This is a genomic window from Candidatus Thermoplasmatota archaeon (genome assembly GCA_030018475.1).
Lineage (GTDB): Archaea > Thermoplasmatota > JASEFT01 > JASEFT01 > JASEFT01 > JASEFT01.
On record JASEFT010000027.1, the window covers coordinates 1 to 15,985 of the forward strand.

At 37.3% G+C, this 15,985-nt stretch carries 19 protein-coding genes and 1 tRNA gene; 10 read left to right on the top strand and 10 right to left on the bottom strand.

Translation table 11 applies throughout. The features are described 5' to 3' along the window. Window positions 1–1,013, bottom strand: a 1,013-nt coding sequence (locus QMD21_04705) for a formate--phosphoribosylaminoimidazolecarboxamide ligase family protein (protein ID MDI6856065.1), incomplete at its 3' end; no start/stop codon positions are given. Window positions 1,014–1,105: 92 nt separating this feature from the next. On the opposite strand from QMD21_04705, the gene QMD21_04710 reads away from it, so the two are divergent. From QMD21_04710 to pgk, 6 genes are all read left to right on the top strand, one after another. Next, window positions 1,106–1,360 (top strand): UPF0147 family protein, encoded by a 255-nt coding sequence (locus QMD21_04710; protein MDI6856066.1) that lies wholly within the window; start codon window positions 1,106–1,108, stop codon window positions 1,358–1,360. 61 nt (window positions 1,361–1,421) lie between these two features. Beyond that, window positions 1,422–1,572 (top strand) — tRNA-Ser (locus QMD21_04715). A 47-nt stretch (window positions 1,573–1,619) separates the two neighbouring features. Next, entirely contained in the window at window positions 1,620–2,531 is a 912-nt protein-coding gene (moaA, locus tag QMD21_04720) for a GTP 3',8-cyclase MoaA (protein MDI6856067.1), read from the top strand. Beyond that, on the top strand, window positions 2,528–2,773 hold the full coding sequence (locus tag QMD21_04725; protein ID MDI6856068.1) for a MoaD/ThiS family protein: 246 nt from the start codon (window positions 2,528–2,530) through the stop codon (window positions 2,771–2,773). Before moaA ends, QMD21_04725 begins: the two co-directional genes overlap by 4 nt. Before the next feature lie 14 nt (window positions 2,774–2,787). Further along, window positions 2,788–3,267 (top strand): metal-dependent hydrolase, encoded by a 480-nt coding sequence (locus QMD21_04730; protein ID MDI6856069.1) that lies wholly within the window; start codon window positions 2,788–2,790, stop codon window positions 3,265–3,267. Window positions 3,268–3,553: 286 nt separating this feature from the next. After that, entirely contained in the window at window positions 3,554–4,813 is a 1,260-nt protein-coding gene (gene pgk / locus QMD21_04735; protein ID MDI6856070.1) for a phosphoglycerate kinase, read from the top strand. Here pgk and QMD21_04740 read toward each other — a convergent pair. The 8 genes from QMD21_04740 to QMD21_04775 form a co-directional block, all read right to left on the bottom strand. Next, the gene (locus QMD21_04740) at window positions 4,783–5,169 is read right to left on the bottom strand and encodes a hypothetical protein (GenBank protein MDI6856071.1); all 387 of its coding nucleotides are present in this window, start codon (window positions 5,167–5,169) and stop codon (window positions 4,783–4,785) included. The two genes, pgk and QMD21_04740, sit on opposite strands and share 31 nt — an antisense overlap. 6 nt (window positions 5,170–5,175) lie before the next feature. Beyond that, window positions 5,176–5,694 carry an ArsR family transcriptional regulator gene (locus QMD21_04745; protein ID MDI6856072.1) on the bottom strand — a complete coding sequence of 173 codons (519 nt, stop codon included), beginning with the start codon at window positions 5,692–5,694 and terminating at the stop codon, window positions 5,176–5,178. A 38-nt stretch (window positions 5,695–5,732) separates the two neighbouring features. Further along, complete coding sequence (gene cgi121, locus QMD21_04750) at window positions 5,733–6,212, bottom strand: KEOPS complex subunit Cgi121 (protein MDI6856073.1); 480 nt, start codon at window positions 6,210–6,212, stop codon at window positions 5,733–5,735. A gap of 12 nt (window positions 6,213–6,224) precedes the next feature. Beyond that, entirely contained in the window at window positions 6,225–7,568 is a 1,344-nt protein-coding gene (locus tag QMD21_04755) for an FAD-dependent oxidoreductase (GenBank protein MDI6856074.1), read from the bottom strand. Between the two features lie 189 nt (window positions 7,569–7,757). After that, the gene (locus QMD21_04760) at window positions 7,758–8,306 is read right to left on the bottom strand and encodes a small multi-drug export protein (protein MDI6856075.1); all 549 of its coding nucleotides are present in this window, start codon (window positions 8,304–8,306) and stop codon (window positions 7,758–7,760) included. A 10-nt stretch (window positions 8,307–8,316) separates the two neighbouring features. Next, entirely contained in the window at window positions 8,317–8,982 is a 666-nt protein-coding gene (locus QMD21_04765) for a fibrillarin-like rRNA/tRNA 2'-O-methyltransferase (protein ID MDI6856076.1), read from the bottom strand. Between the two features lie 8 nt (window positions 8,983–8,990). Then, window positions 8,991–10,250, bottom strand: coding sequence for a DUF5711 family protein (locus QMD21_04770; protein ID MDI6856077.1), 1,260 nt, complete (start codon window positions 10,248–10,250; stop codon window positions 8,991–8,993). A gap of 57 nt (window positions 10,251–10,307) precedes the next feature. Continuing rightward, window positions 10,308–10,493, bottom strand: coding sequence for a hypothetical protein (locus QMD21_04775; protein ID MDI6856078.1), 186 nt, complete (start codon window positions 10,491–10,493; stop codon window positions 10,308–10,310). Window positions 10,494–10,547: 54 nt separating this feature from the next. On the opposite strand from QMD21_04775, the gene nrdD reads away from it, so the two are divergent. The 4 genes from nrdD to QMD21_04795 all read left to right on the top strand — a co-directional run bounded on the left by nrdD (window position 10,548) and on the right by QMD21_04795 (window position 14,832). Continuing rightward, on the top strand, window positions 10,548–12,644 hold the full coding sequence (gene nrdD, locus QMD21_04780; GenBank protein MDI6856079.1) for an anaerobic ribonucleoside-triphosphate reductase: 2,097 nt from the start codon (window positions 10,548–10,550) through the stop codon (window positions 12,642–12,644). A 143-nt stretch (window positions 12,645–12,787) separates the two neighbouring features. Continuing rightward, window positions 12,788–13,414, top strand: a complete 627-nt coding sequence (locus QMD21_04785; protein MDI6856080.1) for an HAD family hydrolase — start codon at window positions 12,788–12,790, stop codon at window positions 13,412–13,414. Window positions 13,415–14,156: 742 nt separating this feature from the next. After that, a complete protein-coding gene (locus QMD21_04790; GenBank protein ID MDI6856081.1) occupies window positions 14,157–14,411 on the top strand; it encodes a DUF5678 domain-containing protein in 255 nt (84 codons plus the stop codon). Then, complete coding sequence (locus QMD21_04795; protein ID MDI6856082.1) at window positions 14,383–14,832, top strand: hypothetical protein; 450 nt, start codon at window positions 14,383–14,385, stop codon at window positions 14,830–14,832. The genes QMD21_04790 and QMD21_04795 overlap by 29 nt, the downstream gene beginning before the upstream one ends. A 37-nt stretch (window positions 14,833–14,869) precedes the next feature. Here the strand turns inward: QMD21_04795 and QMD21_04800 are convergent, their stop codons facing one another. Beyond that, a complete protein-coding gene (locus QMD21_04800; protein ID MDI6856083.1) occupies window positions 14,870–15,775 on the bottom strand; it encodes a DNA methyltransferase in 906 nt (301 codons plus the stop codon). Window positions 15,776–15,985: the final 210 nt, after the last annotated feature.

Genomic DNA, 15,985 nt, shown 5'->3' on the forward strand with positions numbered 1-15,985 from the left:
GTACCGCCTCCAACTCTGGGCGCTACATCATAGATATAAAATTTTAAGTCTTTATCTACGCATGTTTGTAGACAGAAAGCTCCTATTATGCCTGGCGAGTAATACTCTTGAGTTGCTTTAACATATCTTTCGCCTAGCTCAAACGCCTTTTCAAGCAAAGATTCACGCAAAGTGGCTGAGTTATGCCCGCAAACTACATATTCAGGATTAAATTGTTTTTCACTAAGCGCTAACTGCTGTGCAGCTGGTAAGCGAACGTGGCCATCTAGACTGGTCTCAAATCGCCAATCTACCCCAAGCAATTCCAGTCTTTTACTTAGTGGCGAGTAAAAGAAATCAAGATTGAATACAGGCCCTATAATATATCTTTCTATTCTTGCCCAATCTAAATCTTCTTTTGTAATTACATTTTGAGCAATTAGTTGTGAAGCTTTCTTCTTATATTCTTCGTAACTAGCGCATGTAAAAAACCCACGCTCTAATTTTTTAACTGCATGCCTTAATTTTACAACTACAAGCTCATTTATATCTTTTGGATTAACTATCTTTTCTGGATATGGTAAATTAGCTTTCTCAAGTAGCCAGTAATAAGATTTTTCTTCTTCGCGCTCTTCAGTTCTAAGCAAATTCCTAGAGCCGAGCAAAGGGACTCTGAACTTTTTTTCAACAATATCGATATCTACATAGGAAGTTAGCGCACGATTTGGAATAAATATTGCATTTTGAGCTATAAGTTTCTTTAGACTTCCTTCTAAAATAATATCTTCAAATTTTTCTAACACTAGAACTTCGTTTATAAACCCTGAGATTAATTTACCTTTTTCATATTCAGCTTTAAAATATTTAGTGTATGTCTTTTCCCTGCCTTTCTGGCAAACAGCTATGGTTTTAAAGCCTTCTTCGAAGGCGCCATCGCAAATGTCTAGAGCTGAATGCGAGCCAATAGTAGCAATTGTAACTTTAGAGAGGTCGTAGCCCTCTACTACAGATAAAATATCTTCTTTCCTCAGCATACCTTATAATATACTTTTAGAATTATTAGGCTTGCGCTCAATTAGAAGAAAATTTATCCATCTTCAAATATATTATGATTTCTTGAGTAGCTATGACTATGGAGGAGACGTTGCAAGAAGTAATGCCAGCTTTAGAGCAGCTTATCGAAGATTTCACAATACCTAAAAATATAAGAAAAGTTTTTTCTGAAGTCAAAGAGATATTATTAAATACCAAAAACCCTTTAGATGTACGGAGCGCTACAGCCAACTTAAAATTCGAAGAACTTGTAAACGATCCCAACCTCCCAATGCATGCAAGAACCGCGCTCTGGGGAGTGATGAGCAAGCTAGAGACTGTAAGATAAAAACCGCGACGAAAGTCTCTTCGATGAGATTTTACGTGGAAGCCCGTATCGCGGAGTTTAAGCGGGGATAGCCAAGCCAGGTAAGGCGACAGATTGCTAAGAAGCCCTTCAGGGGAAAAGAAAAAAGAAATTTTCTTCTCTCTTTCCCTGAAAGGCTTCTTGTAAATATCTGTTGGGCATTGCCCTCAGGGGTTCAAATCCCCTTCCCCGCGCTTAATAAAAGAATTTAAATCGTTAAGCTCATATACACATATCGGTCATGCTAAAAGATAAGTTTGGACGAATTGTTAAAAGTTTAAGAATTTCTTTAACTCAGCGCTGCAATTTAAAATGCTTCTACTGTCATAATGAAGGTCAGGAGCATTGTTATAATGAGCTATCCATTCAAGAGCTCAATAAAATTTTAGAGCTTGCTAAGAAATTAGATATTAGAAAGGTAAAATTTACTGGTGGAGAGCCTTTAGTGAGGGAAGATATTATTGAGGTTGTAGAGTCAGCTTCTGAGCACATGACGGAAATTTCTATGACAACAAACGGAACATTTCTTGTTGAGTATGCTAAAGAACTTAAAGCAAAGGGCTTGAAAAGGGTGAATATTTCACTTGATACCTTAAGCTCCGAAAAATATAGATTGATTACAGGTGCTAGCGCTCTTGCCGATGCTCTAGCCGGAGTAGAAGCTGCCTATAAAGCAAGGCTATCTCCTATTAAGCTCAATATGGTATTGCTCAAAGGAATAAATGAAGATGAAATTCCATCAATGCTTGAATTTGCAGCTCAATACAATGCAATACTTCAAATTATAGAGCTTGAGGGTAACGGTAAAAGCACGATTTACAAACGATATCATTGTGATTTCTCAGAATTAGAGAGAAATTTAGAAGCCAGAGCTTTAAGAGTAGAAAGAAGGGCTCTGCATAACCGCAAAAAATATCATCTTAGGCTTGGCAATAAAGTTGCTCAGATAGAGCTTGTAAAGCCGATGCATAACTCGGAATTTTGCAGAAACTGCACAAGAATAAGAATAACTAGTGATGGCAAGCTTAAGCCGTGCTTGTTCAGAAAAGAAACTTATGAGCTTGCGAGTTTGATTAGGAGCAATTCAACTGAAGAGCAGCTCCTAGAAATATTTAAGAATGCAATAGTTAATAGAGTGCCGTATTGGAAATGAAAGTCTCAGTAAAATTCTTTGCCCTGCATCGCGAAGCTGTTGGAAAGGAAAAAATTACTCTTGATGTTAAAGAAGGCGCTACTATAGAAACGCTCCTAAACCTTCTGCTTGAGAAATATCCTGCACTTAAAAAACTCAAAGATTATACTTTCATATCATTAAATCACAACTATGCAGCTCCAGAGCAAAAGCTAAAAGATAATGATGAGGTAGCGCTGTTTCCGCCAGTATCGGGTGGCTAGAATTGAAGTTTAAAGTGCATCTTTTATTAAGCGCGTTTTTTATTTCTACACTTTACTTACTTCTTCTATCCACAGATAAAAGTATTCCTCATCTACCGCCTTTCAGATCCGGTACCTATACCCTATCTATCGCCCCAATCCCCATGGTAGTAGCAGGGGTCTTCGTAGCTCTCTACGGCTCTATACTGCCAGATATAGACACAGTAAAATCAAAAGTCTTCCTGTTTACAATTTTAGCTCTGCTGGCGCTTTGTTGCTGTGCGCTGTTGATTGGCGAGAAAGTTCTCTTTAGTCTGGCTGTTTTTCTAATTTTGTTAATAGTTGTGCTTGTAATTTTAGGGCATCGCAAGATTACTCACAGACCGGTATTTGCACTTGCCTACGGTGCGCTTGCAGGAATAATATTTTTTGATTTTTATGTTGCGATTTTTGCTTTTGTAGGCTGGAGCTCGCATTTGGTCAGTGATAAAATCGCAGGGAAAAACAGGTTTTAAATATTGTAAGAAACATGTTTATTCTGTAATGAAAGGCAGGGCGAAACTGGTAACAGCGAAGAAATTTATAGCTACAATAATCTCAGGCTGGAGCTAGAGCTTGTAAAGCCTCAGATTGCGAAGGCAATAAAAGACATCGAGAAAGAGCATTGGGGAGTATTAGAGCGCTGGGATGGCGACCTAGATAAAGTTACGCCTTTAACTGAACATCTAGAAGCTCTCATCGAGGGCAAGTATCGATAAATAATAATATTTGCTACTCTAATACATTTTTTAGGTGCTTAAAATGCCGGAATTCTTTACCTTAGACGATTTCGATTTCAAGAATAAAGTAGTTCTAGTAAGAGTTGATATAAACTCGCCTGTAGAGAAAGGTAAAATTACTGACGATTCCAGGATAAGAGAATGTACTAAAACATTAAAAGAACTTAGTGATAGGAAAGCAAAAGTAATTGTACTAGCGCATCAGGGTAGAGTAGGTAAAAGCGATTTTATTGCGCTTAAAGAGCACGCTCAAATTATGACTGAAATTTTAGGTAAAGAAGTGAGATATGTGGATGATTTGTTCGGTAGTAGAGCGCTGAGCGCAATTGAAGAATTAAAAGATGGTGAAATTATAATCCTTGAGAATACAAGGTTCTATTCTGAAGAAATATCTTTTGACAATATGCCAATAGAGGCAATGGCTAAAACACACTTAGTTAAAAATCTATCGAGCGAGGCAGATTATTTTGTTAACGATGCATTTGCAGCTTCGCATAGAGCACAGCCTAGCTTGGTTGGCTTTACTGAAGTTTTGCCTAGTGTTGCGGGAAGAGTTATGGAGAATGAAATAGAGATGCTGAGCAAAGCACTACGTGCTGATAAACCTTGTATTGCAGTACTTGGCGGCACTAAAGTAGACGATAGTATAGAAGTAGCCAGTAATATGCTGAGAGCAAAAATTGCAGATAGAATTTTAACTACTGGGCTAGTTGCAAATCTGTTTCTGCAAGCTAAAGGTTATGAGCTTGGGAATAAAAATATTGAGATTCTCAAAAAAGAGCTCAAAGACTATGATGAATTTTTAGTACGAGCACAAGATTTGCTCAAGACTTTCGAGAGCGAGATTGAGATACCAAATGATCTTGCTGTTAATGATAATAGCAAGCGTTTGGAGTTTGTGATATCTGAATTGCCTACTGAAAATCCCATCCAAGACATTGGCAGAGGCACAATCGAACGCTACTCCTATTTCATAAAAAGCGCTAAAACAATAATAGCTAACGGCCCAGCTGGGGTATTCGAGAATGATAATTTTGCACTCGGCACTAACGAACTGTTTAAAGCAATTGCAAATACTAGAGCATACAAAGTTTTCGGTGGAGGGCATACAAATGAAGTTATAGAGAAGCTTGGCTTGAAAACTAAAATTGATCATTTATCTACTGGTGGAGGAGCTTGCGTTAGTTTCTTAGCAGGCAAGAAAATGCCGGTAATAGACGCTCTTAAAAAATCCAAGCAGAAATATAGTAATTATTTTTTAGCAGAGAGTACTAGAAAATAAGTACCCAAGCCAGAAAGTACTATTGCTATGAATGCGTAGAACGCAAGCAGTATTGTGCCAGTCAAGCTGATGTATATTATTAAAGATGCAAAGAATACCAGAAAAGCGCCGAAAAGAAAGCTTGTTTTTATGTTTTGAGTGAAAGTACCATGCAACCTTGCTAGCATTGCAATACTAGAAAGTATTGCGCATATGGCCATTACTATCGTAGTTGTTACTTTTGTATTAATATCGTTACCATAAAGCCAGATACAAAAAAATGCAATTGCGCATAATAGTGTATAGAATACTGCAGAAATAGTTGCAAAGTTGCTTTTACCTATAGCTTTGAGCTTTAGTTTTGCTCTCAACTCCATTTGAGCTTACTCTTCCACTGCAACTTTCTCTATTCTATGACCTCTATAATCCAACTTAGTAGACCTTCTCACAAGACCTTTCACCATAGTTTGCGATACATTTAAGGCTTGAGCCACATCGCCTATAAAAACGCTTTTATCATTTACAGCCTCTAAAATTTTCGTCTCTAACTTAGAGAACTCTTCTTCACTCGCTGTTGCAACTGTGAGTAAATCGCATATCTCAGTTATTGGGCAGTGCGCGTTTATATGAAATGAGGTATAGTAAGTACGATAGACCTTTTCAGGTTTGCCTTCGCTGGTGGATTGCCACTTACTTTCTACTAATTTCGTCTTCTCGAAAAGTAACAAAGCTTCTTTACCCTCTTCACCGTAAAGCGATTCTATCTCTTTTAAACTTCGCCAGTTAGTTACAAGCTCTTGAAAAATCTTTCTTTTAATGTCTGTATCAACTATCCTGAGTAAAGGTACAAGCTCTGTTACATCGTTTACTACTTTAGTTCGACCCGGCGGTAGAGTAGCCATCTTAAAACGGTAATAGACTTAAGACAATATATAATTATTCAATCGCCTTCTTTGAGAAGCGCTATTCTTTCTAAAATCAAATCTTTGGCGTTTGTACATGCATTAATTTCTTCTTTACTAAATTTGAATTTTTTTAGTTTCTGTGTAATATTACTTTCGAGAATTTTATTGTTTACTTGCAACCCCAGCTCTGAGATTAGCTTCGCAATACTGCATTTACCAACTATTACTAAAGCAACCCTCTCTGTACTTCTCTTTATCCCTACTTTAGCTATTGCTCTTGCTATTTGCCTCTCGCCACATACATACAGTAAAATTTCGTTCTCCAGCTTATTAGCTATGTTTTTTCCTCTTTCAAATGCTTTAATTGCATGATTGCATGCTGAAACTAAATGCTCTTTTCCTATTATAATATCTGCATTTAAAGCAGCAATTATTACTTTACTTTTACTAGAAAAATTTTTGATTTTAAGAAATTTATCACCTCCTTTTACTCTGCCTGCTATAATCGAGAACATATTATCTTTCAATTACGCCTTTTTTAATTTTCTAGCGCTGTAATCTATCAGCATTGCTAGTATATCATAAACTTCGCACAGAGCTGGGGTATATGCTAATTCAAGATTTTTCAACCTCATAATATTGATATTTTTTTGAATTGCTAACCCAATAATATTTACACGCCAAGTTACGTTGTTTCCTATTCCTTGCGCGCCCAGTATTTTACCGGTATCTCTTTCAAAAGTAATCTTCATTATTATTTCTTCGCTGTCAGGCATGTACTCAGGCTTTGTTCTTGATTTTAATTTTGTACTTATTGCTTCATAACCCTCGTTCAAGGCTTGCTCAGTAGTTAAACCAGTACTTGCAATCTCTACTCCATGAAGTTCTGTAGCGAAAGTTGCCAAAGCACCTTCGTAAATGGCTGATCCACCACCTGCATTTATACCTGCAATTTCGCCTTGTCTGTAAGCTATTGAAGCAAGCTTTGCTAGAATCGGCTTTTGAGTGATTGCAGAAATAGTTTCTGAGCAATCTCCACATGAATAAATATTAGATATTGAGGTTTCTAACTTTGAGCTCACTTTAATACCGCCTGTAATACCAAGTTCAATACCTGCTTTAGAGGCCAGCTCTGCATTGGGCTTAGTACCAACACAAACCACGAGAGTATGTGGATAAACTTTTTCGTGGTTTATAACTGCATATTCTATTTTATCGCTACCTTCTATCTCTTTTAGCTCGCTGTTAAATTTGAAGCTCAGTCCTTTCTCAGTAAGTTTCTGAGCTATAATTTCACTCATATCTTCATCAATATTGTTGGGAAGTAGTCTAGAAAGCTTCTCAACTACGAGAACGTTTTTACCTGCTTTATTAAGTGCAACTGCGCTCTCTAATCCTACAGGGCCTGCACCTACAACGAGCACAGACTTAGCTTTATTACTTGCCTCCAAAACTGATTTAGCATTTTCCAGGTTAGAAACTACATGAATATCTTTCCCAAGAAGAGCCTTGGAGTAACGTATTTTAGGAATAACTGGCGAGCTACCTGTTGCAATAATTAATTTATCGTAGTAAATATTTTTCAGCTTGTTTGAATTTAAATCCCTCACTATTACTACATTCTCTTGAGGTTTGAGCTCAATAGCTTCATGAGCCAGCAATTTAACAAAATTTTTCATTTCAGGTAGCTCGTACTTCAACTTATCAAAATCTACAAGTTTAGAAATTGCATAAGGTAGAGCGCATGGTGAGAACATATCGTAAGGCCTTTTTTCAATGACAGTAACTTTTGCAACCTTGTTTGTGCTTAAAGCGCTTCTGGCTGCGAAGAACCCGCTAGTACCCAAACCTATAATTACAATATTTGTCATTAGTTTTGCGAGTAAGAAAGTCGTATTTTAATCTTATCAGTAAAGTTTATATAGAAGAACAAATAAATAAACATATTGAGCTTAGTGGAGAGGAGAGGGTAATTTTTAAAAAAGCCGCAACCCAAACCATCTCATTTTCCTCCGACACACCTTGGGATTTTTTACTCTCTCCCCATAAATAAATTTTTACTAAAAAATAATTGTAATCAATCCATATATTATGGCAATAATCATAGCACCTAGTATTGAGCCTAATATTGTTGCAAGCCATGTATTGAGCGGCCTCAAACCAATTAATCTTCCTACAATTGTACCTATGATGGCATTCGTACCGTAAAGAGGTAGTGCTACAAAAACAGCTACGCCCAACAAAGCTAGATTTTTTACCCATTTATGAGTTTCCAGCGCTCTATAGCCTTTATATTCTGCTTTCAAAACTAATTTCCCAAGTTTAGGAATTTTGGTCAGCAGATCAAAATTCCATGCAAGTATAGCGCTATATACAGAATCTACGAATACAAGCCCTGATATAGCTTGGGCAATCGTGATTCCAAAAGGCACAAAGAATAGCATTACCAATCTTCCTGCAAACATTGTTGGTGGTAAAGCATAAGAAAAAATTAGCAGAAGAAGGTATTTTGCACCAAGTACGTATAAAAATATTATTACAAACCCGGCAATACCCACTGGCAATAATAATTTAAGAGTTTTGTAATAACCTTGGAATTTAATACCCATATTTATCAAATTAAATTTTTATAGAGACTATTGCTAAATGCTCTCTTTCGTAAGGCTCTAAATTTATAGTCTCCGCGATAGTCAATTTCCCGCCTTCTTTGAGCTTGACAATTTCTTGCTTGTAAATTTTATCAGGCTTATCTACCGCGCTTATGCTCCTCGCTTTCAGCATAATAATACCAAAGCAACCTTTTTTAAGGAATCTCACGTTCCTCAAAAAAATTTCAGCTTGATTCCTTTGCGCTATATCTTGATAAATAACATCTACATACTCTAAAAAATGCTCGTAAGCGCTAGCCTTATTTGCATTTCCTAAAATAGGTATCATATTATTTCTCCTTCTGCATACTTGCACAAGGTCTCTAAACGCTCTGGGCGAGTACTCTAGGCAATAAACAACACCGTTCTCAATAATATCTGAAATATGCGAGCAAGTAGTACCTGAAGCAGCGCCTAAATAAAGAACTTTGGCTCCAGGCACTATAGGCATTGTACTACATTTCTTAATTAGCATTGCTGCTAGCTTGCTCCTTCTTGGACTCCATCTTCTGTATTCCACATTATTATAAACTACAAGCTTTTCATTGTAAACTCTATAGCCAGGTACTAGATTTTTAGTATAAAGGAATTTGCTGTCTGAGAATATGTTTCTAAAATGCAACTCTTTTATAACCATTTCTTTTTCTACACTCGTAAAGCTCTGCCGCAGAAGGGGCATACAATCCAGTCTTTCTCTACCTTTCTACCGCATGCACTGCAGTTTCTAATTTCAATTTTTCCAAGCCTAGCTAGTAGAGCTTCGCAATCAGCAATATTTTGAGAAGCCTCAGTGTAATAATGTGAAGTTGCGTATTCTTTAGAATTGGTCAATAAACTTTCGAGCTTGACTAAATCGCTATCTGAAATTTTAATACTATCTTTCAACCAGCTTATTTTGGCTCTAACACTCTCTACCTTATCCATTATTATTTTAGTAGTATCGAAAAAGAGTGCTCTACCGTCTTGCAAGCCTGCAACAACAAAATTGCCGCTCTCAGTTGTATCTATAGACTCCACCCAGCAGCCTGCATTATATCTCCAAAGGAGCTTCCCAGATTTATCGAATACATCTATCCAGCCACTTCTACTACCTATAGCTACAAGCTCGCTATTAAGGCAGGGCTTGAGCTCTGGAATTTCGAACCCAACTACTCTATGCCATAGTAGCTTCCCTACTTTATTGAACACATAAGCTTCGCACTCTACACCAACTGCGATAAGCTCTGCGTTTGCACTAGTTCTTATACACAAAATAGGGTTGATTGTTTCATAGCTCCACAATAATTTGCCCTCTCTATTAAAGAAGTATACGGTTCTATCGTCGGAGCCTCCTACTGCGTAGCTACCATCCTGAGTTAAAGCTACAGATTCGAGCCAGCTCCTTGTTCTATATTTCCATAAAAGTTTTCCTAAGTTATTGAAAAAATAAATATTGTTGTCTGTAGAGCCTGCAACACAATAGTCGCCATTTTTTGAGATTGCTACTCTTCCTACCCAGCCGTCAGTTTTATACTCCCACAGCTTCTTCTGGCAATCGAAAAAATAAATATTTTTATCGTCTGAACCTGCGATTGCGTATTTGCCATCACTTGAAATTGCAACTTCTCGTACAACAGCATTTGCTTTGTGCTCCATTAACGTTTTACCTGCTTTATCGAATATATAAATATTGCCTCCCTCCGAGGAAGCGATACAAACATTACCTTGCGCTGAGATTGCCACATCCCTTGCTTCTTTACCAACTTTATAGTCCCATAGTAAATCGCCTTTCGCATCTGTAAAATAAACATAGCCGTCATATGAAGCTAAAACTATGTATTTGCCAGTTTGCGAAATTGCAATATCTCTTACAGTACCTCCTGTCCTATATCCCCATCTCGGCTCTCCTATAGTAATTTTTAGCATACAGAAAGTTAATGTTTTTTTAGTATTTTAAGCTTGTTGAGACAAAGGGGAGACAACCTACGGTTTTCTCCCCTTTTTCCTGGATTTTTCCCTCTTTCCCTGAAGCCCTTTTCTTTTTAGAAAAAAGAAAAGCCCTTCACGGGAAAAGAAAAACATGGGATTTTTTTCTCTTTCCCTTTTCTCTTTCTTTCCCTGAAGAGTTTCTTTCTCTTTTCCAAAAAGAGAAAGAAAGGCTTCTTTCAAAAGAATTAATAATTACTAGGTTCATTAATGTTTTCATTAAAAAAGGTGCTTGTAATGAGAGCACGCGATTTTGGTATAAGAGAAATAAAGAAGGAGGAAGAAGAGAGTACAGAGCTGGCGCTTTTCGTAAGAACTTCTGACGAAGAAATCCGTAAATGGGATAGGCAGAAAATTTACGAGGCTTTAGTTAGAGAGACTGATATTCATACTGATGCAGCTAGAATAATAGCTAAGGAAGTTGAGAAGCTAATTGCAAGCTTAGAAATAGAAGTACTTACAGCGCCTCTTATCAGGGAGCTAACAAATGCAAAGCTTATAGAATATGGCTTGGAAAGGGTAAGGCGTCAGCATACTAGGCTTGGAGTGCCACTCTACGATGCAAGAACTGTTATCATTACTCCCAACAAAGAGAACGCAAACGTGCCTCACGGCCCAGAGGCTACTAACCTAAGCTTGGCTGAAAGAATAAAGAAAGAATTTGCTCTGTTAGAAGTTTTTTCGCAAGACGTGGCTGACGCTCATATGAAAGGCGCTATACATCTCCATGATCTTGGTATGGTTGATAGGCCTTACTGCTCCGGCAATTCTATAGAATATGTTAAAAAATTCGGGCTTAACCTTCCTAACGCTATTTCTATAGCAAAGCCTGCTAAGCATGCAGAAGTTCTCATCAGTCAGCTTATCAAATTCTCAGCTGCTTTACAGGGCTCTTTTGCAGGAGCAATAGGCTGGGATGCTGTAAATATATTCCTTGCACCTTATCTTGTCGGTATTGACGATAGGAGGATGAAACAGCTTGCGCAGATATTAGTTTTCGAATTCGCGCAGCAAGCTGTAGCTAGAGGAGGGCAGAGCATTTTCAGCGACCTCAATATCTACTGGGAAGTCCCGGAGCATTTCGCTGATGTCCATGCAATAGGTCCTGGAGGAGAGTATACAGGCAAAATTTACAGAGATTATACTAACGAAAGTCAAAGATTTGCTAAGGCTCTTTTCGAAGTTTATAAAGAAGGCGATGCTCTAGGAAGACCTTTCTTCTTCCCTAAGCCTAACGTGCATCTCACTGATAATTTCTTTTCCACGCAAGGGCATGAGGAATTTCTCAGCCTGATATCAGATGTAGCAGGCGATAAAGGCAATACCTATTTTGTGTTTGACAGAGACGGTACAGCTAAGATTAGCGAGTGCTGCAGACTTGCATTTATGCTCAACGAAAATGATTTAGAAGATGCAAAAACACCCTGGAAAATGCGGTATAGCGCTATGCAAAATGTAACTATAAATTTGCCTAGAATAGCTTACGAAGCAAACGGTAACGATAATAAACTTTTCGAGCTTTTAGACAGTAGAATAGAACTTGTTGCTAGAGCTCATTATCAGAAGCGCGAGTTCATTACAAAGCTCTTGGCGCTCGGTAATAGAGGACCTTTAACTTTACTTGCAATGGCTCTTGATAATGAGCCATATTATCGCTTGCACCGTGCTACTTTCTTACTAGGTATTTTAGGACTTAACGAAATGGTGCAGTACCATACAGGGCAGCAGTTGCATGAAAGCAAAGAAGCTTTGAAGTTTGGACTGAAAGTTATTGCTTTTATGAAGCGCAAAGCCGAAGAGTATGGTAATAAATACAATCTTAAAATGCCCTTAGAGCAAACCCCTGCGGAGAGCACTGCTTATAGACTCGCAAAACTAGACCTTGCTTACTACCCAGTACAAGCAAGCGCTGTAGTAAAAGGTGATAAAAGCACAGGCGAAATTTACTATACGAACTCAACTTATCTTAATGTAGGAGCTCCTATAAATCCCATAGATAGAGTTAAGCTTGAAGGTCTTTTTCATCCTATGATAGAGGCTGGCGCTTTAACTCATATCTGGATTGCAGATAGCTTGCCTAGCGCAGAGAGTATTGCAAACTTTGTAGAAAAGGTTTTCAAGCATACTGCCAACGCGCAAATTGCATTTTCACCTGAGTTCACATCATGCCTTACTTGCGGAAAGGTTGTGCGAGGGCTCTATGATAATTGCGCCTATTGCACCTCTACCGCAGTAGAGGGTATTACTCGCGTTACAGGCTCCTTCAGCAAAGTAGGCACTTGGAACAGAGGCAAGCTCGGCGAGCTTAAAGAAAGATATAGAGTGAGAAGTTAAGATTTCATTTACGAAGCCTCGTTATCGCGTAACAGATGATTTTCTTAAATTTATGGAATAAGAAAATAGCTGGAAGATATCCTTTAGAGTATATGAGCGAAAAACGAAAAGACCGAACTGTTTAAAAATACGAAAATAGAATAATGATCAAAATAATATCTTTTGATGTTGACGGTACTTTAGTTGATTATCAATACGCAGATTTAGTTTGGTGTGAAGGAGTACCTAGACTATATGCCCAAAAGAATAAAATTTCTTTTGAAGATGCTAAAAAATTTGTTATGAATGAATATATGAAAGTTGGCGAGCGAAGAATAGAATGGTATGATATTAGGTATTGGTTTAGATATTTTGGACTTGAGGGGTGGCAGAATTTATTGAAAGAATATGAGGATAGAGTGAGAATTTATAGTGATGTGGAGGAAAGTTTAGAGAAGCTGAGTAAAAAATTTAAGTTGGTAATAGCTTCAAATGCTGCAAGAGAATTTATTGAGGTAACGACTAAATCATTACGAAAGTATTTTAGCGCTCTTTTTTCTTCAACTACTGATTTCGGGCTTGTTAAAAAAACACCTGAGTTTTATTTGAAATTATTAGAAAAATTGAGAATAGAAAAAGAAGAGCTTCTTCATGTTGGTGATCATTATGAGTTTGATTATTTAGTGCCTAAAAGATTACGGATAAGAGCTTTTTATGTGGATAGGAACGGAAGTAGAGAAGGGGAAAATGTGATAAGGAGCTTAAAAGAGTTAGTTGCTATTCTATGCTGAGCTTATCGCAATAACGATTTTCTTCTTCCTTTCAGGTCTAATTAATATCTCTTTCCACTTTGCTAGCCCCATAAACTTCGCGATAGTCTTTGGTATTCTAACAATCGGCGAATTGCCAGTATAGGATAATTTTCCTTTCTCACAAACTCAGCATTCCATTCTTCTTGTCATTTTTTATAGCTCATTAAAGAATTGTACACTTATAATTTACCACCATTTTGAGCTTTCCTTGAATTTCACCAAGCTTTCTCCTTTGCCTGGTTTTCTGAAAACAAATAAATGCTCATGACCAATCAAAAAGAAATCATATTTCGTACCGCGCCACTTTTCACGAGTGCTCTTCATCTTCCACCGGAGCTTTATGATGTTTTCTCTAAAGACGAAAACTTCCTTGAGTAACGTTGGAAAGATTTTCTCAAATGTCTTTTCATGGGTTTTTTTATGTCAAAAAGTGGCGCGAATTTAGGGTAGTCCTTTTTAAAGTCATTTACATTTTTGTATTTCCTCGACCAGTTTATGATATATATCGGCACCCATTCCTCTACATACAAACGATAGCTATAATCTCAAATGTTTTGCTACATTTGTAATCAAAATTTTTCTATCATATTAGCAAACTACTCGTTATTTTTATATAAGAATTAAGAGGCAGTTAGAAGGAGCGATATCCGCTGAGTCATCGTCGCTTGGCTGTGGTTAGCTCACGTAATTATTAAATAGTATTTTATTCATATAGAGAATTATGAGAAGCAAAGAGAAAACGTCTGAAGCATTTTGGAGAGACCTAAATTGGGCACGGCGAAACCATACAAAGCTCCTTGAGAAATATGTTGATATGTGGGTGGCAGTAGTTGATAAAAAAGTAATAGCTTTTGGTAGAAATCTAGGAAAAGTCGAAGAAGAAGCCAGAAGGAAAAGCAAGAGAGACGATTTTCCAGTAATGTTTGTCGAATGCGGAGAACATATTTATGGGCTCCAGGGTAAACTTATATTTTGAAACTTTTACTCACAAGGATTTAGAGCGGAAAATTAAAGGTTACGAAATTGTACGACTAAAAGGTGCTATAAAGTTAAAAATGTCATCAGGCTGGTCAAAGATTTACGATGCTATCATAGATACAGGAGCTCATACATCAGTTATACCTCAAAGCATATGGGAAAAAGTTGAGAAAGATATTATAACGGAGCATAGTATGCAAGGATTATCGACTAAGCCGGAATGCGCGATTCCTGTGATGATCGGAAGATTATCATGCATGCTAGTAGACGAAGAAAGAAATCAAACAAAGGAAAAGAATCTATACGCATATCTTGCAAAGACTGATGATGTTCCTTTGATAATCGGTTTCAAAGATTTGCTTTCCCAATTGAAATTATATTGCGATTATAAAACTAATGAGGCATGGGTTGAAGAGTAGTAAAAAAATTCTTCGCTTCCACTGCATTATAACATTTTTATTGCCATTTTATGCTCTCTTTGAATTTATCTATTTTTTCACCCTTCTCTGCCTTTCTAAAAACAAATAAATGCTCATGACCAATCAAAAAGAAATCATATTTCGTACCGCGCCATTTTTCACGAGTGCTCTTCATCTTCCACTGAAGTTTTATGATGTCTTCTTTTAGAATGAAGCCGATATCTAGAAAAGCTTGCATTACTCTATGTGTGATTGGAACAAAGTGCTTATGCCTTCTGGTGTCGCCTATTAAGATAGCGCAGTACTTCCCTGGTTTGAGTACACGATAGCTTTCCTTTGCTACTTTTCTCATTTCCTCAGCAAACTCTGCTATGTTATGCACGCTCGATAAATCTCCTTCTACTCTGGTTTTGGAATAAGGAATTATACTTGCATAAGGCGGATGAGTAGCAATTAAATCTATAGTTTCATCATCTATCAAATTCAAATTCCTAGCATCTCCAACATAAGTTCTAATTTCAGGCTCTTTATAATCTTCATCTAAAGGTTTGTAAGAAAAATTTAACCTGTCTCTCGTAACCATTATAGCATCTGGATTTATATCTACACCAAGCGCATTTCTCTGTAAAAGCTTACATTCTACTAGCGTAGTTCCGCTTCCTACCATTTGATCAAGTACTAAATCATCTTTTTTCGTATAGCGCAAAATCAAATTTCTAGGTATGAATGGAGACCAGTTTCCTCGATAATTTCCTATATGCGTAGCCCAATCACCACGATCTGGGAAAGACCAAACAGTAGTAGTCTCAGGTTTATAATCTGGTGAAGGCGCGAATCTTGTTATTCTCCATTTTTTGTTGAGCTTGACTTTTACATCTTCTATGCTAACGGAATCGTGAGTTTGGATGAAGGATTCGTAGTCTTGGTGGGTGAGCTCTCGCATTGACCGGAATACTTGTTCCACGTCTTCCGATCAAGCGTTGGAGATATTCTACTTAGTTATAGGTTAGTTATAAGTTAGTTATAAGTTGGTTATAAAAAGTTGTAGGTGGGGTTATAAAGAGGGAAATTTTTAAAACATCATTTTAAACCGATAACCCATATTGGGACTTGAACAGAATTTCGAAAGTGAGGCAGATATTTGCAAACTTTT

What these genes read in the sequence shown, in the direction of transcription:
- moaA (MDI6856067.1), top strand. Translation starts at nt 1,620, where the DNA reads ATGCTAAAAGATAAGTTTGGACGAATTGTTAAAAGTTTAAGAATTTCT.
- QMD21_04790 (MDI6856081.1), top strand. Translation starts at nt 14,157, where the DNA reads ATGAGAAGCAAAGAGAAAACGTCTGAAGCATTTTGGAGAGACCTAAAT.
- QMD21_04770 (MDI6856077.1), bottom strand. Translation starts at nt 10,250, where the DNA reads ATGCTAAAAATTACTATAGGAGAGCCGAGATGGGGATATAGGACAGGA.
- cgi121 (MDI6856073.1), bottom strand. Translation starts at nt 6,212, where the DNA reads ATGTTCTCGATTATAGCAGGCAGAGTAAAAGGAGGTGATAAATTTCTT.
- pgk (MDI6856070.1), top strand. Translation starts at nt 3,554, where the DNA reads ATGCCGGAATTCTTTACCTTAGACGATTTCGATTTCAAGAATAAAGTA.
- QMD21_04710 (MDI6856066.1), top strand. Translation starts at nt 1,106, where the DNA reads ATGACTATGGAGGAGACGTTGCAAGAAGTAATGCCAGCTTTAGAGCAG.
- QMD21_04745 (MDI6856072.1), bottom strand. Translation starts at nt 5,694, where the DNA reads ATGGCTACTCTACCGCCGGGTCGAACTAAAGTAGTAAACGATGTAACA.
- QMD21_04740 (MDI6856071.1), bottom strand. Translation starts at nt 5,169, where the DNA reads ATGGAGTTGAGAGCAAAACTAAAGCTCAAAGCTATAGGTAAAAGCAAC.
- QMD21_04785 (MDI6856080.1), top strand. Translation starts at nt 12,788, where the DNA reads ATGATCAAAATAATATCTTTTGATGTTGACGGTACTTTAGTTGATTAT.
- QMD21_04725 (MDI6856068.1), top strand. Translation starts at nt 2,528, where the DNA reads ATGAAAGTCTCAGTAAAATTCTTTGCCCTGCATCGCGAAGCTGTTGGA.
- QMD21_04765 (MDI6856076.1), bottom strand. Translation starts at nt 8,982, where the DNA reads ATGGTTATAAAAGAGTTGCATTTTAGAAACATATTCTCAGACAGCAAA.
- QMD21_04800 (MDI6856083.1), bottom strand. Translation starts at nt 15,775, where the DNA reads ATGCGAGAGCTCACCCACCAAGACTACGAATCCTTCATCCAAACTCAC.
- QMD21_04795 (MDI6856082.1), top strand. Translation starts at nt 14,383, where the DNA reads ATGGGCTCCAGGGTAAACTTATATTTTGAAACTTTTACTCACAAGGAT.
- QMD21_04755 (MDI6856074.1), bottom strand. Translation starts at nt 7,568, where the DNA reads ATGACAAATATTGTAATTATAGGTTTGGGTACTAGCGGGTTCTTCGCA.
- QMD21_04760 (MDI6856075.1), bottom strand. Translation starts at nt 8,306, where the DNA reads ATGGGTATTAAATTCCAAGGTTATTACAAAACTCTTAAATTATTATTG.
- nrdD (MDI6856079.1), top strand. Translation starts at nt 10,548, where the DNA reads ATGAGAGCACGCGATTTTGGTATAAGAGAAATAAAGAAGGAGGAAGAA.